This window comes from Paenibacillus sp. 2TAB26 (assembly GCF_052115145.1).
Taxonomy (GTDB): domain Bacteria; phylum Bacillota; class Bacilli; order Paenibacillales; family Paenibacillaceae; genus Pristimantibacillus.
In genome coordinates, this window is sequence record NZ_JBFRGC010000017.1 from 1 (window position 1) to 26,236 (window position 26,236).

Consider the following 26,236-nt stretch of genomic DNA (forward strand, 5'->3'; position numbering starts at 1 on the left):
TGGTTGCCCATCGTTATGCCATGGATTCCCCATTCGAAAAATTCCTTAGCAATGGTTGCTGTAATCCCACGACCAGCAGCGGCATTCTCGCCATTCGCAATAATAATATGAGGGTTGTATTTACTTTTTAGTGCTGGCAGTACTCGCTTTAACGCGCTTCTTCCTACATTGCCTACGATATCGCCGATAAATAATACGTTCATTCATTACACTTCCTTTTTTGTACGCCTGCAAACAGAAAAGTGGCTAACTAGCAGCCACTTTTCTGAAAAGCTTATATTTTTTTGTTTACTTACTTTGCATATTCAACCGCGCGTGTCTCACGAATAACCGTAACTTTAATATGTCCCGGATAATCAAGTTCGCTCTCGATTTTTTTCGTAATATCACGAGCGAGTCGGAATGCTTCTGTATCATCGATTTTCTCTGGCTGCACCATGACGCGCACTTCGCGGCCAGCTTGGATCGCGTATGATTTTTCAACGCCTTCAAACGATTCGGAAATGTCTTCAAGCTTCTCCAGACGTTTGATATACGTTTCAAGCGTTTCACGACGAGCTCCAGGGCGTGCAGCGGACAATGCATCTGCTGCTCCTACGAGCATCGCGATAACGGAAGTGGCTTCCGTATCACCGTGATGGGAGGCAATACTGTTAATAACGACAGGATGCTCCTTGTATTTCTTAGCGAGCTCAACGCCGATCTCAACGTGTGATCCTTCAACTTCGTGGTCAAGCGCTTTACCGATATCATGCAGCAAACCTGCACGCCTTGCGAGCGTAACATCTTGACCAAGCTCTGCTGCCATCAATCCAGTCAAGTAAGCGACCTCCATTGAGTGCTTCAGCACGTTTTGACCATAACTTGTCCGATATTTCAATCGACCTAAAATCTTGATTAAATCCGGATGCAAGCTATGAACGCCAACCTCGAAAGTAGCTTGCTCACCGTATTCACGGATACGCTCATCCACTTCTTTACGAGATTTTTCAACCATTTCTTCAATGCGGGCAGGATGGATACGACCGTCAGCCACAAGCTTTTCCAAAGAAGTGCGGGCAATTTCGCGTCTTATCGGGTCGAAACCAGATAAAATGACCGCTTCCGGTGTATCGTCGATAATAAGATCGATACCAGTCAATGTTTCCAAAGCACGGATATTACGGCCTTCACGCCCAATAATACGGCCTTTCATTTCTTCATTAGGCAAGGTTACGACGGAAACCGTCGTCTCAGCCACATGATCTGCCGCACAGCGCTGAATAGCTAGTGATATAATATCACGGGCTTTCTTATCGGCCTCTTCTTTCGCTTGCTGCTCGATCTCTTTAATCATCTGTGCTGTCTCATGTCGTACTTCCTGTTCAACATTGGATAAAATGATCGATTTCGCATCTTCCGTTGTCAGACTCGATATACGTTCCAATTCACTTAACTGTTGCTTGTAAATGGAGTCGATCTGCTCTTGCGTTTCTTCGATCCGTTTTTCTTTGTTGGCTACAGTTTCTTCTTTGCGTTCTAGCGCTTCTAACTTTTTATCCAGCGACTCCTCTTTTTGGAGCAAACGTCTTTCCTGACGTTGAGCCTCGTTGCGACGTTCACGAATGTCTCTCTCGGCTTCGGAACGAAGTTTGTGGACTTCATCTTTTGCCTCTAGCACAGTTTCTTTCTTCTGAGCTTCCGCTTCTTTTTTCGCATTTTCTACGATTACAATAGCAGCTTGCTCAGCACTTGAAATTTTGGCCTCGGCAATCGACTTTCGAATAAAATAACCAATCCCAAAGAATATTGCGCCAACAAAGAGACAGATCAAGATCCAAATGATCTCATTAGGCATCTTGTTCACCTCCTTGTTGCATACACCAAGGCACTGCTTGGGATGATATTAGGTTTTCAACCGGCTTCAAACCGTTTAAACATTTACTAATTTGACGAAAATAATCGTATTGAATCAACTTTTGGAAGGAAAATTGATTCAATAATGAAGGAATACAACCTCATTTTATCTTTTCGTAAAATCAATTGTCAAGCAAAAGCCCATCATCTTCCTCGAATGAGTCTTCTTCCCCATCCAGATCGATCGACTTTATCACGTCTTTCACGATATCTCCCGGAAAGCCGCTGCGCATTAAATACCCCATAAGCTTACGTTTTTTCTCAAATGGTTCGCCTTTTAAAGATCGCCATTTCTTCTCCGCAGCCTTCTTAGCAGATGCTAATTCCACTTTCTGGTCCAGTGAACCGATTGCTTCTGCTGCGGCTTCTTTCGACACGCCTCGCTGTTGCAGCTCTTGCTGAATGAACCGTCGACCCTTTAAGCGATTCTTAAGTCGGCTGGTCGCAAATTGGCGTGCATATTGTTCATCATCCACAATATGCTCTCTTTCTAAACGGTCAAGGGCATACTGAATATTGTCAGCTTCAAAAAACTTGCGATTCAAATATTGCTCAATCTGCTTTCTCGTACGCGGTCTAGCTCCCAAATAAGCGATAGCCATTATATATCCCCGATAGCGCTCATCTTCCATTCGTATTTCATCGGCCTGAGCTTCGGTTACAAGTTGTCCCTTGGTCAATCGATAACGAATCAATATATCTTCATGCACAGACAGAATAGCTTTCTCTGACTCGGCAAAAAGATGGTATAATTTCCGTTCTTTTTTGTCTTGCTTAACGGATAATATCATCCATTCTTCTTCGGTTCTTGAATGGCTTTGGGTCATACGGTACATCCTCTCTAAACACAGCTTCGCCGTCCCTAACAGGACGGCGAAGCATCAACACGTATAATTGCCGGACAATTTATTCTAGATCTTCGAACTCTTCATCGTCTTCATCAGGTTTGAAATTAGCCTGAGTTGCTGCTGCAGACAAGTTGCTCGCATCGCGAATTTGCTTTTCTATAACTTCGGCAACATCCTTATGATCTTTCAAATATTGCTTCGCATTCTCACGACCTTGGCCCAGACGCTCGCCATTGTAAGAGAACCATGCTCCGCTCTTCTGAACGATATCCATCTCAACACCGATATCAACAAGCGTACCTTCTCTGGAAATACCTTCGCCGTACATGATGTCCACCTCAGCTTGCTTAAACGGTGGAGCAACCTTGTTCTTAACAACCTTAATACGAGTACGGTTACCTATCATGTCATTGCCTTGCTTCAGCGTCTCAATACGACGTACGTCAAGACGTACGCTTGAGTAGAATTTCAATGCGCGTCCGCCTGGTGTTGTCTCGGGGTTACCGAACATAACGCCGACTTTCTCACGCAATTGGTTAATAAAGATCGCAATTGTTTTCGATTTACTAATTGCTCCCGATAGCTTTCTCAAAGCCTGAGACATCAGACGAGCTTGAAGACCTACGTGAGAATCCCCCATGTCGCCTTCGATTTCAGCTTTCGGTACGAGTGCCGCAACGGAGTCAATAACGATAATATCTACCGCGCCGCTTCTTACAAGAGCTTCGGCAATTTCCAAAGCTTGTTCGCCTGTATCAGGCTGCGAAAGCAATAGCTCATCAATATTTACACCAAGCTTGCTTGCATAAAGCGGGTCAAGCGCATGCTCGGCATCGATAAAGGCAGCTTGTCCGCCAATTTTTTGAACCTCAGCAATCGCGTGAAGCGCGACTGTCGTTTTACCAGAAGATTCTGGTCCATATATTTCGATAACCCGTCCACGCGGTAATCCGCCTATTCCCAAAGCAATATCTAGAGCAAGCGAACCGCTAGGCACGGTCTCAACTTGCATGTGTGTGGATTCTCCCAATTTCATGATGGAGCCTTTACCAAATTGTTTCTCAATTTGACGCAAAGCCATTTCTAGTGCAGCGCGACGATCCGACAAGAAACTCACATCCTTCTTTATTTATAATTTTATGATACCTTTTTTCCGGCAGGTTGACAAGCATTTTTTCGAACATACATTCGCCTTTTCGCTTCGCCCCCTTAAATGGACATAAAAAAACCGCAGCAAAGGTAATCTTCGCTACGGTTCTTCCGATAACTAAGCTTTATTATAACGGTCAAACCGTCAATTGACAAACATTATTTATGGCAATCATCCATTTACCAAACAAGCATCTGCCATTCCTAATCAACAAAATTACCGTGCTTGCAGCGCAAGCCACAAACGATACAAAGCAGACTTTACTGCTCGCATTCTGATCATGCCTCTGCCGCCGCTCAAATTCAGCGTATGAACAGCGGTCGGTTTGCCGCGCTCGGCAATTCCTACATAGACAAGCCCCACTGGCTTGCCTTCTGATTGTGCTGGACCAGCAACTCCTGTCAAAGAAACGCCAAAATCAGCATCGGAGAGTTCTCGAACCCGCTCTGCCATTAAAGCGGCAGTCGAATCGCTAATCGCTCCAGGAGCCCCTTCGCCTTCAAGTTGAGTCATCGGAATGCTGAGCATATGATGCTTCATTATATTGGTGTAGGTGACAACCCCTCCTACGTACTCTCCACTGCTTCCAGGAACGTTTGTAATTAGCTCGGCAAGCAAACCCCCACTAATGCTTTCCGCGCTCGCCAGCTTGCGTCTTGAGGCTCTCAGCAGGTGTATAACCTCCTCCTCCAGAGGGATATCCTGCTCTGCATACAAATACTCGCCTACCCGATCCTTAATCTGCTGCACACTTTTATCGATTTTCAGATCAGCCTCAATGGAAGAGCTCGCTTTGGTCGATACGCGTATCGAAACCTCGCCTTCCTTTGCATAAGGTGCGATCGTTGGATCAAGCTGCCCATCAATTAGATCCAGAAGCTTAGCTTCGAGGTTGGATTCACCTATCCCCGCAAACTTTAAAATGCGAGAATAAAGCGGATTGGCCTCTCCCAACATCGAACGCAGCCACCGTTCACCGGCGCCTTCCATCATCGGCTTCATTTCACGCGGCGGTCCCGGCAGCAGCAAATAAAGTGTTCCATCAACAGACAAACCGTTGCCAACTGCTAAGCCTGTTGTATTTTCCAACGGAACCCCGCCATCGATCATCAAAGCCTGACGACGATTGCTCTCCACCATATGAATGCCGCGCGAGCTGAACATCTGCTCAATTGCTGACATAGACGGCTCATGAATACTCAGCTCACGGTTCAAATAATCAGCTAATACATCTTTTGTAAGATCATCTTGTGTTGGTCCGAGTCCGCCAGTAAAAACAAGCAAATCCGCTCGGCTTCTGCCGATCTCAATGGCTTGCCTCAGGCGAGCAGAATTATCCCCAACTACAGTCTGAAAATAGACGTCTACACCCAACTCTGCAAGCTTCTGCGATAAGTATTGGGCATTAGTATTAACAATTTGCCCGAGCAGCAGCTCTGTCCCGACTGCAATAATTTCTGCTTTCATGATTCAAGTTCTCCTTCATATTCAAATGTATGAGTAAATACAGGCAAATACAGGCATATAAGCAAAAGCATCTCCCCTTTTTGACGGAAAGATGCTTTACCATTATTCTACCGGAATCAGATGTTTGTTTTTCAAGAAATAATCAATGCCTGAGTAAACCGTAATAGCAGCTGCTACCCAGCTTGCGATAACATCGAATGGAAAATCAATAAAATTGAATGGGAAATTATTAATAAGGAGAGCGATAATCATCGTAATTTGAATCGCCGTCTTCCATTTCCCCCAAGTGCTGGCAGCCATAACAGAACCCTCTAAAAGTGCGATTTGACGAAGTCCTGTAACAGCAAACTCTCTACTGATAATAACAATGGCAATCAGCGCATTAAGTTTATCCATTTCAACAAGTGAAATGAGAACTGCCGCCACGAGAAGCTTATCCGCCAAAGGGTCAAGCAGCTTGCCGAGGTTAGTTACAATTTTGTTTTTCCTTGCAATATAACCATCTAGACCGTCTGTGCTTGCTGCCACAATAAAAATGAGTGCCGCTGCAATTTGATTGTATGTAATGGAGAAGTCAGAAATCGTGAACGACCCCAAATCCACTTTAATAAGCAGAAAAAACATAATAACCGGCACCAAAAATATTCTGGCTAGTGTAATGCGGTTCGCCAGATTCACGCAATTCCCTCCTCAGATCGATCTAACTCATAGGTGTGCGTTACGCGAACCCTTTGTTTGTAAAAAAAATCAGATTTTTGTCCCAGCTGCAATTCATTTGTTAAGCAGCTTTGAGTGACCGCATGTGTTTTTTCTCTCATCTATGTATCCCCCAGATCCAACTGTAAAGCTGTCTAAACAAGTATAATACATGCCATTACACGTGTCAAAAGCGGCTAAAGCCTCATTTTTCATCTATGGCTTTACCAAAACGAAAAGCCCCGTTTCTCGGAAACCGATGAAACGAAGCCTTTTTAAATATAAGAAAGTATATAGTTTGCACCTACTCTTCTTATATTTCTTCGTCAAAGCTGCTTCAGCATCCAGAGGACGCTGAAGGCGTTTTTGCTTGTTAGGAACGATAATTAGTAAATTGAAGCTCTACAGGCAAATCCGCTTCCCTGAGCAGCTTCATAACAGCTTGCAAATCATCTAAGCTTTTTCCGGAAACGCGCAGTTGGTCGCCTTGAATCAAGCTTTTTACCTTCAGCTTTGAATCGCGGATAAGTATATTAATTTTTTTTGAAACATCCTGCTCAATACCCTGTCTTAGCTTAATGCGCTGACGAACCGTATTGCCGGAAGCACCTTCAATTTTTCCGTAGTCCATATTTTTAATTGGAACTCCGCGTTTTACCATTTTGGATAATAAAATGTCCAGCACACTCTTAAGCTTATACTCATCCTCTGAAGCAACAACAAGATCTTCCTTCTCAAGTGCAATGGAACTCTTGCTGCCTTTAAAATCAAAGCGTGTTTCAATTTCCCGCTCCGCCTGCTTAATCGCATTGGCTAATTCTTGCATATCCACCTTGGATACAATATCAAATGCATTTTCTGATGCCAATTCAATCTCTCCTTTGTTACGGTATTCATTATTCCGTTTTCGTTTGATTCGTTTCCGTACCTGTACCTGTACCCGTGTTAGTGCCAGATTCAGTTCCAGTTTCAGTATTTCCACCTGTTGGAGCGTTTTCGTCAATTAGAGGTTTAAGCAGCAGCTTCTTCGAGCCCGCTCTGTCCCCGTCAGGAACAATAACGCCATCAACCTTAATTTCCGTCAAATCTGCTCTACCAACATTGATATAAAGCGGACCCGTCAGTTCAAATGTTTCAACACTGCCGTCCTCAGCATTCGCAGAATAAAGCTTCTCGCCTTGATTGCTGTCTGAACGTACCTCTAACCAGCTTCTGCCGCCGCTCACTTTAACTTCAACCTTATGGGCAACGCCAACAGGACCGATATCATATTGATCCGCTTTGCCTACTTTGCTTCCGAAAGTAACCGTAGTTGGTGCTTGTGTTGGTGTTGGTGGAGCTGGATTGTCGGTTGGCGTGTTTTCGTTTCCACCCGCGGTTCCTCCCTCGTTCGTAGCTGGAGGTTTGGAAACTTCCGTGATATTAGTATTGTTGTCGGTTTGTTTGGCACCACCTGTGTCATTATTAATAACATACACCCAGATGACGACAACAATTAAAATAAGAAACGACCACATCATCACATTGAAGCCGATTTTCCCTAGTCTTTCTGAAGACTGGGACTGCACACGTCTTGGTGATCTTGATACAATCGGCTCAGATATTTGTTCTACCGGCGCTGCAGGCACCTCATGCTGATACAAACGAAGCACTTCGTCCGGATCAAGCCCAACAGCTTCTGAGTAATTTTTCACAAATGCTCGTACATAAAAAGGACCAGGCAAAACCGTGTGGTCTCCACTTTCAATCGCTTCCAAATACCGTTTTCTAATTTTTGTCGTTTCTTGAATATCGTCAAGCGTTAATCCACGTTGCTCTCTCGCCTTGCGAAGCAATTCTCCTAAGTCAGACATGAGACGGCCTCCTTCCGATTAGAAATCGTCTGTATAGTTAGTTGTAAAAGACTCATAAGAAATTTCTTCATCTGGGTTGTTCCGTAATTCAACAATTATATCAAAATGGCTATAATCGTAATTGGATTCCTTAATAAATATGTCCGGATGCTCAATTACTTTAGTTGATGGCATAGCCATAATTTCCTGAAGCAAGCTGTAGTGCTTTTCATTTGAACGAATCGTACTGACGATACCATCAATGATAAAAATCGTATTCGGCTGCATTTCGTCCTCTGACATCTGGCTTCTAACCGTCTGGCGCAATAAGGTGGAGGACACAAAGGACCATCGTTTGTTCGAGCATACGCTTCCTGCAATAATGGATTCTGTCTTCCCAACTCGCGGCATCCCTCTTACACCTATAACCTGATTGCCGTCTCGTTTAAACACTTCACCCAAAAAATCGACCAAAATGCCCAGCTCATCACGTGTAAAACGAAACGTCTTGCGATCATCAGAGTCACGTTCAATGTAGCGTCCATGGCGCACTGCCAAAATATCAACAATTGTAGGCGTTCTCAGTTTGTTAACAGTAATATTATCTACTTTTTGCAGCATTTTGCCAAGCAATTCAATCTTCTCATCATCGTCAGTTTGAAGCAGCATGCCCCTAGTTCTATCTTCCACACCGTTAATTGTCATAATATTAACCTCAAGCATACCGAGCAATGAGGCGATATCTCCAAGTAATCCCGGGCGGTTTTTATGTATTTTGTATTCCATGTACCATTGTTTCGATTCCAATGCGGTCACCGTCCTAAACCTGTTCTTGTAGAAGTATGTAAAAAAAGATTACATACATCATGAAACATAATTCTACAAGTTTCGTCACAATCCTGCAACCCAAAAAGAAACATTGCAGAAAAGCCTCCTAGAGGAGGCTCTTCTGCTTCTGCTTCTGTTAAGGAAGATGACGATTTCGTACGATTGCTGCTAAGACTCCTGAACGAGCTTGACCATTAAGCATGCAAGTGTTTTGCGTTCTGCTTCATCGCCAGCGTCCCATAGCTGCTTCAATACGCGTTCTTCCTCATTTTTCGGATCGACCTTCTCGTCGAGAAAAGTACCGATTTCGTAAGCTAAGCTTGAAATCGTTTCTTCCGTCATGCCGATTTTTTTGGCTTGCGATACACGCTCTGCCAAAAATTGCTTCCATGTTGCAAAATTAGAAAGTACGGTTGACATGTTTCTTCGCCTCCTAAGGGTATAGAAAAAAATCATCAACAGTCATATGATGCGTAAACACTGTTCTAATTATGCAACAAGCTTGTCCCAAGAAGCAGCAGCCACCGACTACGTATGCCATCCGCCATTCGGACTAATGACTTGGCCCGTAATATAGGAAGATTCCGGCAGTGCAAGAAAATATACAAGTGATGCAATTTCATCTGTTGAGCCAAAACGTCCAACCGGAATTTCCTGCTGAATAGCTGCCTTTTCCTCCGCATTGAACCCATCCATCATTTCTGTCTCAACTGCACCAGGAGCAACCGCATTAACAGTAACGCCTGTCGGCGCCAGCTCTTTCGCCAGCGCCTTAGTAAAGGCGTTCATGCCACCCTTCGTCGTGGAATAGAGAACCTCGCACGAAGCACCTGACATTCCCCAAATAGAAGAAACATTTATGATGCGGCCAAAGCGCTGTGCAATCATATTCGGCATAAATAGCTGCGAACAAAGGAACATTCCTTTTAGGTTGACCGCCATCACATCATCCCATTCTTCCTCTGTCACATCCATTAACATGCCATAATGTGAAATTCCGCCATTATTAACCAATATATCGGGAAGCATATTATGGCTCTCCAGCTTCTCCCGCATCCGCTCCAGCTGCTCCTTAGAGCGCAGATCAGCAGAAATGGTTAACACATTCGCGCCAAGAGCCATACACATCCGTGCCGTTTCATTTGCTGTCTCATGAGATTGCAAGTAATGGATAACGATATTTACGCCTTCCGCTGCAAATCGTTTAGCAATAGCTGCTCCGATGCCGCGGCTTCCCCCCGTTATAAGAACCGTCATCTGTTGGAGCGTCTTCATTTTGAAGGCTGTTCCACAATGGATACTGCAAGCTGATCGAAATCAAAATGCTCGCGGAGCCGTTCATTCACTTGTTCAAGTGTACATTTCTCATAGAAATCGAGGACGTCGAACATGTCGCTGTCACGGAATCGATATCTTGTAAATTCACCGGCAATTGCTTCTGGGGAGTTAAGCATACGCAAATATCCACCGATTTTTTTACGTTTGGATCTTTCAAACGCAGTAGGCTCAATACCGCTTACCAAAACGGCTTCAACCGCCGTTTGGATTTGCTTAATAAGCTCATCAGGATTTGGAGTATCTCCGCCGATAACGGAGAAAGCATAACCCGTGCTCGAATTATACTCGCTTCCAAATGAATCAGAGATCAGATCATTTTCATACAGCTGCTGATAAAGCTTAGAGCTAGGCCCAATCAAAGCATCCAACATCAGCTTGGTCGTTACTTCTTGACGAAGAAGCGCTTCCCCTTCAAGACCTGTCTGCTTTTCTTTGAAGCCCAGCATGCATTTAGGCAATGATACAGGAAGCTCCGTTACCTTACGCGCAATTTTTACTGTTTCCGGCTCTTTCTCGAAATAACGTTCAATCGGTCCTTGAGGTTCAAACGACTTACTATTTTGATTGTCGCGGACAAGCTGGAATACTTCCTCCGCCTTCACTCCGCCAACAACAAACAACAACATATTTGATGGGTGATAAAACGTTTCATAGCAGCGATATAGCGTTTCCTTATCTATTTGCCTGATGGACTCGACAGTGCCGGCGATATCAATATGAACAGGATGCTCATGATAAAGCGCATCAATCAATCCAAAATAGACTCTCCAATCCGGATTGTCGCGGTACATATTGATTTCTTGCTCAATGATCCCTTTTTCCTTCTCCACATTTGTATCCGTAAAATAAGGATTCTGAACAAAATTGATAAGCGTCTCTAAATTCGCGTTGATTTGCTCCGTAGCCGAAAACAAGTATACGGTTCGGTCAAAGCTCGTAAAGGCATTAGCCGATGCACCTTGAGAGGCAAATACTGCGAAAATATCGCCTGTTGGCTCTTCAAACATTTTATGTTCCAAGAAATGTGCAATACCGTCCGGCACTTTTACAGGCGGCTGGCTGCCAACTGAAAAACGGTTGTCAACGGAACCGTATTTTGTAGAAAATGTCGCGTACGTTTTATGAAAGCCTTCCTTCGGAAGTACGATAACTTCAAGTCCATTATCAAGCACTTCACGATACAAGGTTTCCTGAACATTTGGATAATTTAGGGTTTGCACCTTTTATGCCTCCTTTCGATCGCGCAAAAAGTAAATCGTATCGAGCTGTACTTGCTCTGCAACCTTAACGATATCCTCAGCTGTTACCGCTTGAACCTGCTCAAGCAGCTGCTCTGCACTTCGATCTTTACCCGTTAACACGCCATTAAAATCATAAGCAATCATCTCATACGCTGAGTCTTGAAGCTCACGGAGGTGATTGGATATCATCGCCTTGGTTTGGTTCATCTCAAGCTCCGAGAGTTTTCCTTGACGCATGCTTTCAAGCTGCTCTTTAATAATCACAACTGCTCGCTCGTAATTCGCAAACTCAATTCCGGATTGAATTGTGCATAACCCTTTATGTCCATCAAGACGGGATGCAGCGTAGTAAGCCAAACTCTCTTTCTCGCGCACATTCAAGAAAAGCTTCGAATGAGGGTATCCGCCCAAGATTCCGTTGTACATTAATGCAGCAGGATAAGCATCATCAACATACCCGACTCCCGTGCGAAGCCCTAAATTCAGCTTGCCTTGACTGACCTCCATCCGTTCTGTGACCTGTTTCACTTCCTTAACAGGGTGATGGATATTCGGAGTGGAATAAGTAGATGGTGAACCATCCTTCAACTTGAAGGCGCTCGCCACAAGCTTCGTTACTTCCTCAAGCGTCGTATCTCCAACGACATACAAGTCAAGTGCTGCATTATCCAGCCACTGCAAATAGGAATCATACAGTGAAGATGAGGTAATGGATTCGATTTCAGCAAGCTTGCCTAGTGGATGCAAACGATAAGGCTCATCCGCGCACATTTCTTCCAAGCAGCGCTCTGCGGCGTATCGAATTTTATCATTGACGATCGCCTCTAAACGTTTTTTGAGCGTCGTTTTTTCGGCATCTACATACTTCTGATGGAAACCATTCTGATCTATGAGCGGATCTGTTATTACATCACCTAGAAATTGCAGCGATTCTGCAAGAAGTGGAGTATCGGATGAAACAAACTCATCATTTATGACATCCATTCGAAATTGGACAATCTGAGAGTCGCCTCTTTTATATACATCGAACCCAAAGCCTGCTCCATATAAATCGTCAAGCTTCTCACGAAAAGTAATCGTTTCTGGTAATTTCGCCGTGCCTCTTCTCAGTACAAACGGAATAAGAGCAACCGGTGTTACTGTTGCTTCTTCAAGTGAAAGTCCCGCAAATAACGAAATGGCAAACGTTTTGAATCGTTTTGTAGGCAATACATGCAGACGAATGCGCTGCAGCTGCCCTCTTTCAAATGTGGACACTCGGTTTGCTCCTTTCAACGGCGCGTTATAGAGTAAATCTATTCCATTAAACAAATCACTATACCATTCTAACCTATAGGAAATGGAAGAAGCAACCACTGCTGCACTAGGCAGTAACGGCTGCTTCCTTTCGAGAATGGCTTATAGTTACATACAGAATATATGCTTGCCGATTGTTTTAATTTGTGTTCTTGTCCAGATCCATTTCGAGGTTGCTGTTTCTGGATTGAAATAATAAAGACAACCGCCAGAAGGATCTTGGCCGTTAATGGCATCCATAACTGCCTCGCGCGCTTTCGCATTAGGCGTAAGCCAAATTTGCCCGTCAGCAACCGCTGTAAAGGCACCAGGCTGGAAGATGACGCCATAAATCGTGTTAGGGAAACTTTGAGACTTCATACGGTTAATGATAACCGCAGCAACCGCGATTTGGCCTTCATACGGCTCGCCTCTTGCTTCACCGTATACGGCATTAGCCATAATCTGTATGTCATTTTCCGACAAGCCTAATCGGTTGGAACCTCCAATGGGTGCCTTATTGCCGGAAGAACCAGCATCTTCTTTACCGCCAGAATTAGAACCGGAAGCAGGCGGGGCTGCTGCTGATGGCGTCCATTTTTTTGTTGCTTCCCAAAGCTTCAGCTTTGTTTTGGCACCGACAATACCGTCCGATTTAAGCCCAAACTTCCATTGAAACCATGTGACCGCATTTTTTGTGCTCGATCCAAACTTCCCGTCTATATCACCTTTAAAATAACCGAGGTGCTTTAGCCGTCCTTGCAATTCTTTTACGTCTTGTCCAGTTGAGCCAACAGTTAAGGTGGCGTTGCTGAACGTTTCCTTTACTCCGTCATGCTTTCCGCTCAGTAACGAAAAGGAACCGAACAACAACAGCACGATAATCGAGGTCACCAAAATCAAACGATTTCTCATGATGGGATCTGCCTTTCTCTTGCAAGTTAGTTCGCTTAAGGTAGCGTTACCTAACTTTAGTATGAGAAGTTGATCCCACTTCTATGCACTTCGTTCCGTTTTCTGCAAACTTCGGAAATTATGAGCTAGCTCTTCCAGCTTGAAATTGATCGAGTGTAATTAGCACTTCCCGCGGCTTACTGCCTTCATAAGGACCAACAATAGAGCGAGCCTCCATTTGGTCGATCAATCTTGCCGCTCTAGTATAGCCAATTCTCATTCGCCGCTGCAGCAAGGAAACCGATGCCTGCTTCGCTTCCAATATCACTTGTACCGCTTGATCATAAAGCTCATCCAGCATTTCGTTCCCATCCGTTGAGTCCTCTTCAACTTCCGGTACAAGATCCTCTTTATACTGCGCTTCGGCTTGACCGCGTGCGTAGTTTACTAATGATTCTACTTCTTGATCGGATAAAAAGGCCCCTTGCACCCTTATCGGCTTCGACATTCCAACCGGCAAGAAAAGCATATCACCGCGACCAAGCAGCTTTTCCGCTCCTACCATATCAAGAATGGTGCGAGAGTCTACCTGAGAAGATACACCGAAAGCAATACGGGAAGGAATGTTTGCTTTAATAACGCCCGTAATGACATCGACTGATGGCCGCTGCGTTGCAATGATAAGATGAATACCAGCTGCACGCGCCATTTGAGCAAGCCTTGCAATGGAGTCCTCTACATCGTTTGCAGCAACCATCATCAAGTCAGCAAGCTCGTCCACAATAACAACGATATAAGGAAGAACAGCTGCAGGATTATCGGCCATTAAATTGTTGTAGCCTTCGATATTGCGAGTTGCGGATTTGGAGAAAAGCTCATAGCGGCTTTCCATCTCAACAACAATTTTCTTTAGAGCCAGAGAAGCACGCTTAGGATTCGTAACAACTGGAGCGAGCAAATGCGGAATTCCATTGTATACGTTCAGCTCAACCATTTTTGGGTCAATCATAAGAAATTTAACCTCGTCTGGCGCAGCCTTATACAAAATACTCGTAATAATGCCGTTAATACAAACGGATTTACCCGAACCTGTAGCACCTGCTACAAGCAAATGGGGCATTTTGGCTAAGTTGCCTACGATCGTCTGTCCAGATATATCTCGGCCGAACGCGATAGACAATTTGGAGGCAGCATTTTGAAACGCAGTGGTTTCCATTACCTCTCGCATCGTTACGACGGAAACCTCCATATTTGGCACTTCTATCCCTATGGCTGATTTCCCCGGGATCGGTGCCTCCATCCGAATATCCTTAGCTGCTAACGCAAGAGCGATATCATCCGTTAAACCAACAATTCGGCTAACCTTAACGCCCGTTGCCGGCTGAACTTCATAACGAGTTACTGCTGGCCCGCGAACAACATCCAGTACCTTAGCACGTACGCCAAAGCTTTCCAGCGTTGCCTCCAGCTTTCGGCGAGAGTCGTACATGTCGGACGCATCAGCATTTTTGCTCATTAAATTCGGTTTAGTAAGCAGCGTAAAAGGCGGCAGCAGGTAAGGTTTAGGTGCGTTCTCTTCGGCAATAGGACGTTTCGGAATCGGTTGCTCCGTATCTTCCTCATATACAAGCGCTTCTGAAGAATTAGCACCAGCCGCGATTATTTCAGGCTCCAATAAATCCGTATCATCATCCTCAGCCTCTTCCTGAGTATCGTTAAGCAGCTCTGAATCGGCTAATTCCTGAATAGGATTCGTTTGGTTCCATGCTTCATCACGATTAGCTACAAGCGGCTCATGGTCGATTATAAGACCATCACCAGCATTTTCCCATGGCGGCGTGCTGTCATGCTCATCTGGAGTCAAATCTGTATGTAAATCAGCGCCGGATTTCTCCCAAGGCGGTTCGATATCATTTTGCCAGGCAGGCTTCGCGCTTGCAAGCGTATCCGTTCCATTTGGCTCGAACACCCATTCATCCTGCGGATGACTGGAAGTATCAGACTCTTCCTCATCTTGATCCTGTCTCCAAGAGAAAAACAAAGATCTTCTCTTCTTCTTCTTAGGAGGAGCAGCAACATAACTTTCATGATCGTCATCAATTGTTTCATCATCATCATCAAAATCAGCCTGTCCAACATTGGCACTCGCTTGTGCAGCTGCGGCAGCACGCAGAGAAGCTCTCTTCTCCCATTTAGCTGCAAGCAGCTTGAACATACGATTGCCACGGGTCGTAACCAATCTCCCTAACTCCACATACGACTTACCTGTCATAAGCATGATAGAGATCGCGAACATAACAAACATAATAAGCTTCGCGCCATAATACCCGAACAAAGAGAAAAATAATGAATATTGAATAGCGCCTACAAAACCACCGCTTATTTCTTTGTCTCTGATCGGTAAATCATTTTCGGCCGGTACACTTATTAAAGATAATTTTAAATCGCTGCTAAGCTGATTAAAAATCTTCGACCCTGTCAAATCAACCGTAGGGCTCAGCTTTTGATCAATTTCAGATATGGAGCTCATGAGTGTAAATGCAAGCACCATGATAAACAAGCCTGTTCGCTTGTTCGTCCATCCTTTAGGCCAAGCGCGTTTGATCATGACAGCAAGTCCAATGACAATCCCAATTAGTGCTAATACAAAATAAAACTTGCCGAGCACAAGCCCAAATAGCTTGGATAACGAGCGCCCGACAGCCGCCTCTCCAGAGAGGGCAATAATTGATATTGTAATAAGCAAAATTCCATATACTTCATATTTTAAGTTTGTGCCAATTGATTTTTTTCGTCTCTTTTTCTTTGCCAAATCCGTCACCTCTGGTAAAAGATTATACCATAGGTGGGCAAATGTTCCTATGAGACATTTGCACGAACATTTGTTTGTTCCTTATTTATAATTCACAATCGTGCCCGGCATTAAATTTGGATTGAGATAGTCGTCGAGGCTGCAATCTAATAATCGAATAATTTTCCCCATTCCCGGTGCGATGGGAGTCACCTGCATCTTTACACCATTTGACCATACCTCTTGCGATTGCTCCATTTCGTCATTAAAGCCCTCCAGCACAACCTCAAGAGGCATATTCGTATAAAGTGTCATTGGATATTCACCTCAATTCTACCGAGCTTGGAAGCCTCAATTCTTCGGTTTAATTCCTTTAACGCCTCACCCAAGCCGCCAACGGCATCAATCAGACCATGCTTGACTGCATCAGACCCAATAACCGTAGTTCCTATATCCCGTGTAAGCTCCCCCGTCTTGAACATGAGCTCTTTAAATGTATGTTCCGTCACGTTCGAGTGCGAAGTTACAAATCGTACGACGCGCTCCTGCATTTTATCCAAATATTCAAAGGTTTGTGGTACACCGATTACTAAACCGTTAAGACGAATTGGATGTATCGTCATCGTTGCTGTTTCTGCAATAAACGACATATCGCCAGCAACGGCAATCGGAACGCCTATAGAGTGTCCTCCGCCAAGCACGAGCGTTACTGTTGGCTTGCTGAGTGATGAAATCATCTCAGCTATTGCCAGTCCTGCCTCGACATCACCGCCTACAGTATTCAGAACGATAAACACACCTTCAATTTTATGATTTTGTTCAGCTGCTACGAGTTGTGGAATAAGATGCTCATATTTAGTCGTTTTATTTTGCGGTGGCAAAACGAGATGTCCCTCCACTTGCCCAATGATGGTCATACAAAAGATATTGGATTCCGTCAATGCAGGAGCCGCTGTCTGACCAAGCTGCTGAATCGTTTCGACAACAGCATTCGCCTTTTTTTTATCGTCTGGAATAGGTTGTTCAGGCTGCTCTGAAGTAAACTGCATGTTTGTGTGACCATTCATTTAAATATCCCCCTCTTATGTTGATGCTCGTCATAGTATGAGGTCTGGTCAAAAATTTATACAAAATACAGTCTAGATCTCTTGATTTGACAAACCAAGCAGAAAAGTCTTCTGTTCTTATATAAAAAAAGAATCGCTTGTGTCCGCCGCGGCAATTGCGGAAAGGACAAGCGATTCTTTTCATTAATTATTTATATGTTAAACTTCCATAATGATTGGCAAAATCATTGGACGACGACGAGTCTGCTCGTACAAGAAACGACCAAGCGCATCCTTCACATTCGTTTTGAGCGATGCCCACTCATTTACTTTATCATTCATCAAACGTGTAAGCGTCGATGTCACGATGCGATTGGCTTCATCAAGAAGACCTTCGGATTCACGAACATAAACGAAACCGCGAGAAATAATATCTGGACCAGACAAGATCGCGCCATCTTGTTTGCTTAATGTAACAACAACGACCAAAATGCCATCTTGCGACAATAGCTTGCGATCACGCAATACAATGTTACCAACATCGCCTACGCCCAATCCATCAATCAATACGTTTCCTGCTTGTACTTTCGAGCCTTTGCGGCCGCTGCCGTTCTGGAACTCAACTGTATCACCGTTATCAATAACGAAGATGTTCTCGCGCTCAATTCCGATTGCTTCCCCAAGCTTCGCATGCTGACGAAGCATACGATATTCACCGTGGATAGGAATGAAGTATTTTGGCTTAATCAAGTTAAGCATAAGCTTAAGTTCTTCTTGGCTGCCGTGACCAGATACGTGAACGCCTGAAACGGAACCATTTCCGTAAATAACATTTGCACCAAGGCGGAATAATTCATCAACAGTACGACCAACATATCTTTCGTTGCCCGGAATTGGTGTTGCCGCAATAATGACGGTGTCGCCTGGTAAAATATCAACTTTGCGATGTGTCGAACGTGCCATGCGAGTAAGCGCCGACATCGGCTCGCCTTGACTGCCTGTACACAAAATAACAACACGATCAGCAGCTAATTTGTTTACTTCTTCCGGCTCGATAATCATTCCCTCTGGAATATTCAAGTAGCCAAGATCAGAAGCGATACCTACAACGTTAACCATACTGCGGCCAACAACCGCAATCTTACGTTTTGTTGCAATAGCAGCATTTATAATTTGTTGAATCCGGTGTACGTTGGAAGCAAAAGTTGCTACGACAACGCGTTGTGACGATTTGCGGAAAATATCCTCTAGATTGTCGCCAACTTGTGCTTCAGATGGCGTGTATCCTGGACGTTCAGCATTTGTACTGTCTGACAATAGCGCCAAAACGCCGCGCTTGCCAATCTCAGCAATACGCTGCAAGTCAGCAAATTGCTCATTCACCGGCGTATGGTCAAATTTAAAGTCACCTGTATGAACGACAGTACCTTCCGGTGTATCCAAGCTGACACCAACGGAATCTGGAATACTGTGGTTCGTTCTGAAGAAGGATGCACGAATCGTGCCTAATTGAATTTCGCTATCTGCATTGATGAGAATACGTTTCGTTTCTCCGAGCAAGCCGGCTTCCTTCAATTTTCCTTCGATAAGTCCGAGTGTTAGTTTTGTTGCATATAATGGCACATTTAAGCTTTTTAGTACATAAGGCAAACCGCCAATATGATCCTCGTGACCATGTGTAATAATAATTCCGCGAACTTTGTCGCGATTTTCCGTTAGGTAAGAGATGTCAGGGATAACAATATCGATTCCGAGCATGTCCTCTTCAGGGAACTTAAGTCCTGAGTCAACTACAACGATATCATTGTTATATTGGATGACGTACATGTTTTTCCCGATCTCGCCAACTCCGCCTAGTGCAAAAATGAGCAATTTATCCTGGTTGTTCTTCTTAGACAAGTGTTTTCCTCCTTAAAATTTTGCGAAGCGAAATTCGCTTCGTAATCATTGGGTTAATTTTCGAAGCAAAATAGCTTTGTAAGCATTTTCTTAAATATTTCGAAGCGAACGGCTCCGTAAGCATCTAATTATTATTGCGAAGCTATAATGGCCTCGTAAGTATTGTCGTAATATGGAAAAGCAATATTTATTTTGTACGGATCCACAGGTAATTAATGCCGAACATTGTTTACCTATGCGTTGTTATCGTCAGATGCCGCTCTGACGTTAATTTCATTTCCAAATATTTGCCGCACCCAGTCACTTGAAATCATTATACATGAAGAAAAAGCTGGAATACAAGTGAAACACGATATTGCTATTATGCAATATGCTTCCCAAAAAAATAAAACCGATGCTGGATGCACCGGCTGCAATCAACGATTACGTGTATTTACACCAGTAAATTGCGTAAGAATGCGGCCTCAGCCTCGGTCACAGTAACAAGCGGAAGTCTAACTCCTCCAACTGGCAAACCTTTTAAGCCAAGTGCAAATTTCACGGCCACAGGATTAGGTACAGGATGAGGACAATAGAATAAACCTCTGAAAATTGGATGTAAAATACCATTTATTCGAGCAGCTTCCTGAACGTTTCCGTTCACATAGGCTTCGATTAATTGTTTCATTTGCGCGCCAACGACATGTCCCGCAACGCTAACGATTCCGTAAGCTCCAATAGCTAAAGCAGGAAGTGTAGCACTGTCGTCCCCGCTGTATACTTTAAATCCTGCAGGAGCACCACTAATAATTTGAGTTAATTGATCTGTTGAAGCACAATCTTTTGTCGCCACAACATTGTCGATTTGTGCTAAACGAAGCGTCGTTTCGACAGAGATGTTGACTCCCGTACGACCTTCCACATTATACAAAAGAATAGGCAATTTTGTTGCTTCAGCAATAGCCTTAAAGTGCTGATAAAGTCCTTCTTGACTAGGACGGTTATAATATGGAGCGACAAGCAAAATGCCATCAACGCCTGCTGCTTCTGCGTCTTTTGTCAGATGGATGGAATGGGCTGTGTTGTTGCTGCCCGTACCAGCAATGATTTTGCAACGACCATTCGCATGCTTAACAGCAAATCGGAACAGTTCCAGTTTTTCTTCATCGGAGAGCGTCGGTGATTCGCCAGTCGTGCCTGAAACGACAAGACTATCGCTTTGCTGCTCCTCAATCAAATAATCAATTAATTTTGCTGTCGTTTCCCAATCAATATGACCGTCCGCATCAAATGGGGTTACCATTGCGGTAATTAGTCTTCCAAATTCCATCTGAATTCCTCCCAAAAAAGTTGCTCTATCGATGAAGCTCGAACTTAGCGTGCAGAGAACGAAGTGCCTCTACCATATCCGCTTCACGAACGAGCACCCATATCGTAGTATTAGAATCAGCCGATTGCATGATTGAAATGCCCTGCTCCGTCAGCGCTTCCACGATACGCGCCATAACGCCTGGCTCTCCATTCATACCACCGCCGATGACGGATACTTTAGCACAGCCTTTAATAGCTGAAGGTGCAAAGCCGCATTCCTTCAGTACATCAACTGCACGTTTAGCATCATGATCAAATACGGTATAAACTGCACCGCTTGGCGTTACATTAATAAAATCAACACTAATATGATGTTTAGCCATAGATTGAAACACTTGCAGCTGCACGTCATTTCGGCCTTCAATAGCCTTTACTGATATTTGAGTAATCCCTGCTGCATGGGCAATTCCTGTAACATGACGATCCTTAACCGCCAGCTCAGCCTTAAGCTCAGCAGAATCAGTTACTAATGTGCCTGTTTCACTTGAGAAGGTAGAACGAACGCGGAGCGGTATACGAGCCTGCTGAGCAATCTCAACGGCACGAGGATGGATAACCTTAGCTCCTTGCCTTGCCATGTTGCATATTTCAGCATAGCTTACGACAGGAAGCGGTTTCGCCTCCTCGACTAATCTAGGGTCCGCCGTTAAAATCCCGTTAACATCCGTATAAATATCGACCATTTCAGCGCGCAGCGCAGCACCTAATGCTGTAGCTGAAGTATCGCTTCCGCCGCGGCCAAGTGTTGTCGTATCTCCTAATGCAGTGCTTCCTTGAAAACCTGTTACGATTACAACGGTTCCTTCACGTAAATGATGAAGCACCTTATCTGGCCGAATCTCTTTGATTCGGGCTTGCCCATACTGCTCGTCAGTAATCATGCCCGCCTGTCCTCCGGTTAGGACAACGGAAGGAATGCCGCTCGCAATGAGCAAGCTGCATAAAGCGGCTGCGGAAATAATTTCTCCGCAGCCTAGCAGCATATCTCGCTCACGCGCTGGCAGCCTGTCGCCATTATCACGTATAACCTGAAGCAAGGTATCCGTTGCGTAAGGATCGCCCTTACGCCCCATAGCAGATACGACTACGACTACAGCAAGGCCACTGCTGCGTTCTCTGGTAATATGACTAATTACGTGTTCTCTGGCATGATCGGTAGAAAGAGAGGTGCCCCCGAATTTTTGAATCAGGATGCGCATATTATAATCCTCCATGATCGATCCAGGGAAGAAGCAAGCTTTATTACCTTTTACTTAATACATTAACCTCTTGCGATATGTTCAGCGATTTGAACAGCATTCCATGCTGCTCCTTTGAGCAGGTTATCGGAGACGATCCACATATTAAGTCCGCGATCCGATCCAAGATCACGTCTCAAGCGACCAACAAATACATCCGGCTTACCGGCAGCATCAGTCGCAAGCGGGTATTGCTGATTAGCAGGATCATCAACGAGCGTAACGCCCGGTGCATCTGCAAGCAGCTGCTTAACCTCTTCCAAATCGTAGTCGTTTTTGAGCTCAACATATAGAGATTCCGAGTGACCGTAAACGACAGGAATTCGCACGCATGTAGCTGTAACCTGAATAGACTCGTCACCCATAATTTTTTTCGTTTCGCGAACCATTTTCATTTCCTCAAGCGTATAACCATTCTCTTGAAACTTATCAATTTGCGGAATCGCATTAAATGCAATTTGATGCTTAACCGGCAATGCGCCTACTGGAAGAATAGCTGGGTTTACCTCTTCACCCTGAAGTGAAGCTGTAGTTTGACGAAGCATCTCATCTATGGCAAGATTTCCAGCACCAGAAACCGCTTGATAGGTGGAAACGATAATACGCGAAATGCCAAAACGGTCTTGTAGCGGTTTAAGAGCTACTACCATTTGAATGGTCGAGCAGTTCGGATTAGCGATTATGCCCTTATGCTCGCTAACCTTCTCAATATTTACCTCAGGAACGACAAGCGGTGTGTTTTCGTCCATGCGGTATGCATTGGTGTTATCAATACATACTGCACCATGTTTAACCGCATGTGGAGCCAATGTTTTAGTAACATCGCCTCCTGCACTAAACAAAGCGATGTCGATACCTTCGAAGCTTTCCGGCTTTGCTTCTTCAACCGTAAGCTCCTGATCTTTAAATGTAATTTTTGTGCCGGCTGAGCGAGCAGACGATAACAGCTTAAGCTTTCGGATCGGGAAGTTTCTGGAAGCAAGTAATTTCAGTATTTGTTCTCCTACTGCGCCTGTTGCACCAACAACTGCAACGTTAAACAATTTCTGATACGACATCTGTTGTCGTCTCCCCTCTATCCGTGTGTCATGAATGACGTTCGATAAGCAGAGGCTGCAGCTGTTTGCCAGAGAGGGCAGCTTCGCATGCTTCCAAGACCAAATCCATTCTGGCAACAAGCGAATTAGGCTTCTGCACCGGGTTATCTTGGCCGAACGGTACAAAATAAATATGTTTAGCCACTAATAGCTTCGCTATGTTAGCGGCATTTAAACCAAGTCCATCATTTGTCGAAATAGCAAGAACCAGCGGACGGCCGTTGCGCATTTGGGCTTTAGCAGCCATAAGTACTGCGCTGTCCGTTATCGCATTTGCAAGTCGGCTTGTCGTATTTCCTGTGCAAGGTGCTATGACAAGAACGTCCAGCAGCTTAGAAGGCCCAAGTGGCTCCGCCTGCACAATGGTCGAAATAAGTTCATTTCCGGTAATCGCTTTTAACTGTGTTTGCCAATCCTCGGACTTTCCAAATCTAGTGTCCGTTGTCATAAGTGTATTCGAAACGATCGGCACCACATTGGCCCCCGCATCGACGAACCGCTTAATTTCAGGCATAACTTCAGCAAACGTACAATGTGAGCCTGACAATGCATAACCTACCGTAATTCCAGACCAATTCATATCCCATTCCCCCGCTTAATCGTATCGTCCAAAATCAACTGAGATAAGCAATCCGCTATGATACGTCCAGCTGTTTTCGGTGCGACGATACCGGGTAGTCCGGGTGCGAGCATCGCTTTAATGCCACGCTTCTCAGCGAAGCGGAAATCTGTCCCGCCAGGCTTCGATGCGAGGTCAATAATGACGGCTCGCGAAGGTAAATTTGCGATAATTTGTGCTGTGACTATCATAGTCGGAATTGTATTAAAAAGCAAGTCAATATTGCTCACATGATGCAATAAACCACTGATGTAGAAAGGCTCAAAACCCATCTCTGCCGCTCTTGCGAACTGCTCTGAACGCCGTACACCGACCTTCACTTTGGACCCCAAACCTTGAAGCGTTCGTGCCATTGTAAAGCCTGTTCTACCGAAACCAAGCACCATAGAAGAAGACCCATGAATCGTAATATCCGTATTCTGAATGGCCATCATTAAGGCGCCTTCCGCTGTCGGAATTGAATTGTATATGGCAACATCATCACGGTCAAACAGCTCAACGAGCGACAGTGAATGCTGCTCGCATAGCTGACGCAAATAAGGCTTCGCCATTCCTGTATATACTGTGCAATGTTTTGGCAGCTTTGCAAAATGGCTGTCTGCCAGCTGCATTTGTCGGTCACTAAAAACACTCTGGATGATCCCTTGATCATCAGTGCCTACGGCAGGCAACAACAACGCATCGACGGATTCAAAAAGCTGTTCCTCGAACTCCGCCTGTACCGCTCCGTCGAGTGACGAATGCAAGCCGTCAAAACCCGAAACTGTGACAGCAGCATCAAGCTCAGTCAGCTTTCGAATTACCTCCAGCTGCCTTGCATCACCACCAAGCAGCAGCACTTGAACGCCTGTTAGCATTAAGCTTCACTCCTTTCTTGCTAATAGCTCTAGATCATCTTATGCTTGCGCCCAGAGCGGGGTGAAAAAGAAAAAAAGATCGGGCATATGCCCGATCTTCTTAATACTCATTTATGAATTCAAATCGCTTAAACGCCAGTATGTCCAAACCCGCCGGCACCTCGTACGGTGTCAGGCAGCTCATCAGCTTCTATAATCGTAACTGCCGGCACGAGTTGGAATACCATTTGAGCTATTCTTTCCCCGCGCGTAATTGTAAACGGCTGATCGCCTAAATTAACGAGCAGCACTTTCACTTCTCCTCGGTAGTCCGCATCAATCGTTCCTGGTGAATTCAAGCAAGTAATGCCATGCTTATACGCAAGGCCGCTGCGCGGTCTAATTTGCGCCTCCAGCTCCCCGGGCATTGCCATTGCAAAGCCGGTAGGAATAAGCTTACGCTCGCCTGGCTGCAATACAACAGGCTCTCCTACAGAAGCTTGCAGATCAAAGCCAGCTGCCCATTCGGACATTTTTTTCGGTATGGCTATATCTTCATTTCCTTCTAATCGTTTAAACTGAACTTGATACAAATTGATCCCTCCTGAGCTCTGCTGCTGCTTTATCATTCGTTCCGACCATTGCAACGGAGAAAGGAGCAGCTAACATACGCTTCGTAACATCAACTACATCTGACATCTGCACCGAATCGATACGCTTCAACAGCTCATCAAGCGTGTAATGATGACCGAGCATCAACTCGTTTTTGCCCAATCGATTCATTCTGCTGCTCGTGCTCTCTAAGCTCAAAATCAAGCTGCCCTTCAATTGCTCCTTGCCGCGGTGCAGTTCATCCTCGCCTAATCCTTTTACGGACAGCTCGTTCATCTGCTCCATCGTTAAATCAAGTACTTCCTTCGTTTGCTTAGGCGCCGTTCCAGCATATAAAGTAAACAAGCCAGTATCCGCATAGGAAGTGTGATAGGAATAGACAGAATACGCGAGTCCGCGCTTCTCTCTTATTTCTTGGAACAGCCTCGAGCTCATTCCGCCCCCTATAGCATTGTTAAGAAGAATCATGGCATACAAATTTGAATCGGTAATCGAGCACCCCGGGAAAGAAACACATAGATGGTTTTGCTCTGTTTTCTTTTTGTAAAACAAATAATCGCCATGAAATGCCGGAGGCGTAATGATGGATGAGGCTGGCTTGCTATTCTTAAAGCTTCCAAAATATTGTTCCATTAACGCAAGCAAGCTCTGCTCTTCAACATTGCCCGCAACACTGATTACTACATTCTCAAGTGTATACGTATCATTCATATATCCGCGAAGCGTATCGGAGGTCATGGCAGTCAAACGATCCTCAAGCCCCAGTATCGAATAAGCAAGCGGGTGTTCACCGAATGCTGCACGAGAAGCTTCGTCATGCACCTTATCATCCGGAGTATCCTCATACATAGAGATTTCCTCTAGAATAACATTTTTTTCTTTCGCCAATTCTTCCGGATCGAACTGGGAATTAAAAAACATATCCGAGAGAGCGTCTACGGCAAGCGGCAAATGCTCATCAAGCACCTTGGCAAAATAACACGTATATTCCTTCGAGGTAAACGCATTGACATTTCCGCCTATACCGTCGAATAAATCCGCTATGTCCTTTGAAGTACGGCTTTCTGTGCCTTTGAACAGCATGTGTTCAATGAAATGGGAGATGCCGTTATTTTCAGGTGTCTCATTGCGTGAGCCCGTTTTGACCCATATGCCAAACGATACTGATCTTACTGTCGGTATGTATTCAACGACAACACGCAATCCATTGCTAAGTGTGTATTTGTTCATCAGTAGTCCTCCTCATGTTTTGTGCAGCAAAATGATCATAATTATACGTCTCA

The 26,236-nt window shown here is 44.7% G+C and carries 26 protein-coding genes; all 26 read right to left on the bottom strand.

Annotated features, from left to right (window positions below):
• The coding region (locus AB4Z50_RS19615; protein ID WP_441881215.1) for a YmdB family metallophosphoesterase at positions 1 to 203 on the bottom strand (203 nt) is incomplete at its 3' end.
• Between the two features lie 89 nt (positions 204 to 292).
• Positions 293 to 1,837 (bottom strand): ribonuclease Y, encoded by a 1,545-nt coding sequence (gene rny / locus AB4Z50_RS19620; protein WP_076269209.1) that lies wholly within the window; start codon positions 1,835 to 1,837, stop codon positions 293 to 295.
• Between the two features lie 181 nt (positions 1,838 to 2,018).
• A complete protein-coding gene (locus AB4Z50_RS19625; protein WP_256710954.1) occupies positions 2,019 to 2,723 on the bottom strand; it encodes a regulatory protein RecX in 705 nt (234 codons plus the stop codon).
• A 79-nt stretch (positions 2,724 to 2,802) separates the two neighbouring features.
• Positions 2,803 to 3,852 (bottom strand): recombinase RecA, encoded by a 1,050-nt coding sequence (gene recA, locus AB4Z50_RS19630; RefSeq protein ID WP_054028920.1) that lies wholly within the window; start codon positions 3,850 to 3,852, stop codon positions 2,803 to 2,805.
• Positions 3,853 to 4,110: 258 nt separating this feature from the next.
• The gene (locus tag AB4Z50_RS19635; protein ID WP_441881218.1) at positions 4,111 to 5,361 is read right to left on the bottom strand and encodes a competence/damage-inducible protein A; all 1,251 of its coding nucleotides are present in this window, start codon (positions 5,359 to 5,361) and stop codon (positions 4,111 to 4,113) included.
• Positions 5,362 to 5,463: 102 nt separating this feature from the next.
• Positions 5,464 to 6,039: a CDP-diacylglycerol--glycerol-3-phosphate 3-phosphatidyltransferase gene (gene pgsA / locus AB4Z50_RS19640; protein WP_138751526.1), complete on the bottom strand. Its 576-nt coding sequence runs from the start codon at positions 6,037 to 6,039 to the stop codon at positions 5,464 to 5,466.
• Positions 6,036 to 6,179 carry a hypothetical protein gene (locus tag AB4Z50_RS19645; RefSeq protein WP_179089831.1) on the bottom strand — a complete coding sequence of 48 codons (144 nt, stop codon included), beginning with the start codon at positions 6,177 to 6,179 and terminating at the stop codon, positions 6,036 to 6,038. The genes pgsA and AB4Z50_RS19645 overlap by 4 nt, the downstream gene beginning before the upstream one ends.
• Positions 6,180 to 6,430: 251 nt before the next feature.
• On the bottom strand, positions 6,431 to 6,925 hold the full coding sequence (locus AB4Z50_RS19650; protein WP_076269206.1) for a YajQ family cyclic di-GMP-binding protein: 495 nt from the start codon (positions 6,923 to 6,925) through the stop codon (positions 6,431 to 6,433).
• A 28-nt stretch (positions 6,926 to 6,953) separates the two neighbouring features.
• Positions 6,954 to 7,910, bottom strand: coding sequence for a helix-turn-helix domain-containing protein (locus AB4Z50_RS19655; RefSeq protein WP_441881221.1), 957 nt, complete (start codon positions 7,908 to 7,910; stop codon positions 6,954 to 6,956).
• 18 nt (positions 7,911 to 7,928) lie between these two features.
• On the bottom strand, positions 7,929 to 8,696 hold the full coding sequence (locus AB4Z50_RS19660; RefSeq protein WP_076269204.1) for a DUF3388 domain-containing protein: 768 nt from the start codon (positions 8,694 to 8,696) through the stop codon (positions 7,929 to 7,931).
• A 189-nt stretch (positions 8,697 to 8,885) separates the two neighbouring features.
• A complete protein-coding gene (locus AB4Z50_RS19665; protein WP_076269203.1) occupies positions 8,886 to 9,137 on the bottom strand; it encodes a DUF3243 domain-containing protein in 252 nt (83 codons plus the stop codon).
• A 108-nt stretch (positions 9,138 to 9,245) separates the two neighbouring features.
• Positions 9,246 to 9,992: an elongation factor P 5-aminopentanone reductase gene (ymfI, locus tag AB4Z50_RS19670; RefSeq protein ID WP_076269202.1), complete on the bottom strand. Its 747-nt coding sequence runs from the start codon at positions 9,990 to 9,992 to the stop codon at positions 9,246 to 9,248.
• Positions 9,989 to 11,275: an EF-P 5-aminopentanol modification-associated protein YfmH gene (gene yfmH, locus AB4Z50_RS19675; protein WP_441881224.1), complete on the bottom strand. Its 1,287-nt coding sequence runs from the start codon at positions 11,273 to 11,275 to the stop codon at positions 9,989 to 9,991. The genes ymfI and yfmH overlap by 4 nt, the downstream gene beginning before the upstream one ends.
• A gap of 3 nt (positions 11,276 to 11,278) precedes the next feature.
• Positions 11,279 to 12,553 carry an EF-P 5-aminopentanol modification-associated protein YfmF gene (gene yfmF / locus AB4Z50_RS19680; RefSeq protein ID WP_441881226.1) on the bottom strand — a complete coding sequence of 425 codons (1,275 nt, stop codon included), beginning with the start codon at positions 12,551 to 12,553 and terminating at the stop codon, positions 11,279 to 11,281.
• A gap of 147 nt (positions 12,554 to 12,700) precedes the next feature.
• Entirely contained in the window at positions 12,701 to 13,486 is a 786-nt protein-coding gene (gene sleB / locus AB4Z50_RS19685) for a spore cortex-lytic enzyme (RefSeq protein ID WP_076269200.1), read from the bottom strand.
• Positions 13,487 to 13,604: 118 nt separating this feature from the next.
• Positions 13,605 to 16,277: a DNA translocase FtsK gene (locus AB4Z50_RS19690; RefSeq protein WP_441881229.1), complete on the bottom strand. Its 2,673-nt coding sequence runs from the start codon at positions 16,275 to 16,277 to the stop codon at positions 13,605 to 13,607.
• Between the two features lie 81 nt (positions 16,278 to 16,358).
• On the bottom strand, positions 16,359 to 16,571 hold the full coding sequence (locus AB4Z50_RS19695; protein WP_076269198.1) for a YlzJ-like family protein: 213 nt from the start codon (positions 16,569 to 16,571) through the stop codon (positions 16,359 to 16,361).
• The gene (locus tag AB4Z50_RS19700) at positions 16,568 to 17,305 is read right to left on the bottom strand and encodes a ClpP family protease (RefSeq protein WP_430055122.1); all 738 of its coding nucleotides are present in this window, start codon (positions 17,303 to 17,305) and stop codon (positions 16,568 to 16,570) included. The genes AB4Z50_RS19695 and AB4Z50_RS19700 overlap by 4 nt, the downstream gene beginning before the upstream one ends.
• Positions 17,306 to 17,521: 216 nt before the next feature.
• A complete protein-coding gene (locus AB4Z50_RS19705) occupies positions 17,522 to 19,201 on the bottom strand; it encodes a ribonuclease J (protein WP_053375776.1) in 1,680 nt (559 codons plus the stop codon).
• A 433-nt stretch (positions 19,202 to 19,634) separates the two neighbouring features.
• Positions 19,635 to 20,510 (bottom strand): 4-hydroxy-tetrahydrodipicolinate synthase, encoded by an 876-nt coding sequence (gene dapA / locus AB4Z50_RS19710; protein ID WP_076269197.1) that lies wholly within the window; start codon positions 20,508 to 20,510, stop codon positions 19,635 to 19,637.
• A gap of 25 nt (positions 20,511 to 20,535) precedes the next feature.
• Complete coding sequence (gene dapG, locus AB4Z50_RS19715; protein WP_339208970.1) at positions 20,536 to 21,750, bottom strand: aspartate kinase; 1,215 nt, start codon at positions 21,748 to 21,750, stop codon at positions 20,536 to 20,538.
• A gap of 62 nt (positions 21,751 to 21,812) precedes the next feature.
• Complete coding sequence (gene asd, locus AB4Z50_RS19720; RefSeq protein ID WP_441881232.1) at positions 21,813 to 22,847, bottom strand: aspartate-semialdehyde dehydrogenase; 1,035 nt, start codon at positions 22,845 to 22,847, stop codon at positions 21,813 to 21,815.
• A gap of 28 nt (positions 22,848 to 22,875) precedes the next feature.
• Positions 22,876 to 23,466, bottom strand: a complete 591-nt coding sequence (locus AB4Z50_RS19725) for a dipicolinate synthase subunit B (RefSeq protein WP_441881234.1) — start codon at positions 23,464 to 23,466, stop codon at positions 22,876 to 22,878.
• Complete coding sequence (dpsA, locus tag AB4Z50_RS19730; protein ID WP_441881236.1) at positions 23,463 to 24,362, bottom strand: dipicolinate synthase subunit DpsA; 900 nt, start codon at positions 24,360 to 24,362, stop codon at positions 23,463 to 23,465. Before dpsA ends, AB4Z50_RS19725 begins: the two co-directional genes overlap by 4 nt.
• A gap of 128 nt (positions 24,363 to 24,490) precedes the next feature.
• Positions 24,491 to 24,934, bottom strand: a complete 444-nt coding sequence (gene dut, locus AB4Z50_RS19735; protein ID WP_339208965.1) for a dUTP diphosphatase — start codon at positions 24,932 to 24,934, stop codon at positions 24,491 to 24,493.
• Positions 24,915 to 26,183 carry a M16 family metallopeptidase gene (locus tag AB4Z50_RS19740; protein WP_076269191.1) on the bottom strand — a complete coding sequence of 423 codons (1,269 nt, stop codon included), beginning with the start codon at positions 26,181 to 26,183 and terminating at the stop codon, positions 24,915 to 24,917. Before AB4Z50_RS19740 ends, dut begins: the two co-directional genes overlap by 20 nt.
• Positions 26,184 to 26,236: the final 53 nt, after the last annotated feature.

What these genes read in the sequence shown, in the direction of transcription:
- AB4Z50_RS19740 (WP_076269191.1), bottom strand. Translation starts at nt 26,183, where the DNA reads ATGAACAAATACACACTTAGCAATGGATTGCGTGTTGTCGTTGAATAC.
- dpsA (WP_441881236.1), bottom strand. Translation starts at nt 24,362, where the DNA reads ATGCTAACAGGCGTTCAAGTGCTGCTGCTTGGTGGTGATGCAAGGCAG.
- rny (WP_076269209.1), bottom strand. Translation starts at nt 1,837, where the DNA reads ATGCCTAATGAGATCATTTGGATCTTGATCTGTCTCTTTGTTGGCGCA.
- dapG (WP_339208970.1), bottom strand. Translation starts at nt 21,750, where the DNA reads ATGCGCATCCTGATTCAAAAATTCGGGGGCACCTCTCTTTCTACCGAT.
- dapA (WP_076269197.1), bottom strand. Translation starts at nt 20,510, where the DNA reads ATGGAATTTGGAAGACTAATTACCGCAATGGTAACCCCATTTGATGCG.
- AB4Z50_RS19665 (WP_076269203.1), bottom strand. Translation starts at nt 9,137, where the DNA reads ATGTCAACCGTACTTTCTAATTTTGCAACATGGAAGCAATTTTTGGCA.
- AB4Z50_RS19700 (WP_430055122.1), bottom strand. Translation starts at nt 17,305, where the DNA reads ATGCAGTTTACTTCAGAGCAGCCTGAACAACCTATTCCAGACGATAAA.
- AB4Z50_RS19645 (WP_179089831.1), bottom strand. Translation starts at nt 6,179, where the DNA reads ATGAGAGAAAAAACACATGCGGTCACTCAAAGCTGCTTAACAAATGAA.
- AB4Z50_RS19695 (WP_076269198.1), bottom strand. Translation starts at nt 16,571, where the DNA reads ATGACACTTTATACGAATATGCCTCTTGAGGTTGTGCTGGAGGGCTTT.
- AB4Z50_RS19625 (WP_256710954.1), bottom strand. Translation starts at nt 2,723, where the DNA reads ATGACCCAAAGCCATTCAAGAACCGAAGAAGAATGGATGATATTATCC.
- ymfI (WP_076269202.1), bottom strand. Translation starts at nt 9,992, where the DNA reads ATGAAGACGCTCCAACAGATGACGGTTCTTATAACGGGGGGAAGCCGC.
- AB4Z50_RS19725 (WP_441881234.1), bottom strand. Translation starts at nt 23,466, where the DNA reads ATGAATTGGTCTGGAATTACGGTAGGTTATGCATTGTCAGGCTCACAT.
- asd (WP_441881232.1), bottom strand. Translation starts at nt 22,847, where the DNA reads ATGTCGTATCAGAAATTGTTTAACGTTGCAGTTGTTGGTGCAACAGGC.
- AB4Z50_RS19635 (WP_441881218.1), bottom strand. Translation starts at nt 5,361, where the DNA reads ATGAAAGCAGAAATTATTGCAGTCGGGACAGAGCTGCTGCTCGGGCAA.
- AB4Z50_RS19655 (WP_441881221.1), bottom strand. Translation starts at nt 7,910, where the DNA reads ATGTCTGACTTAGGAGAATTGCTTCGCAAGGCGAGAGAGCAACGTGGA.
- sleB (WP_076269200.1), bottom strand. Translation starts at nt 13,486, where the DNA reads ATGAGAAATCGTTTGATTTTGGTGACCTCGATTATCGTGCTGTTGTTG.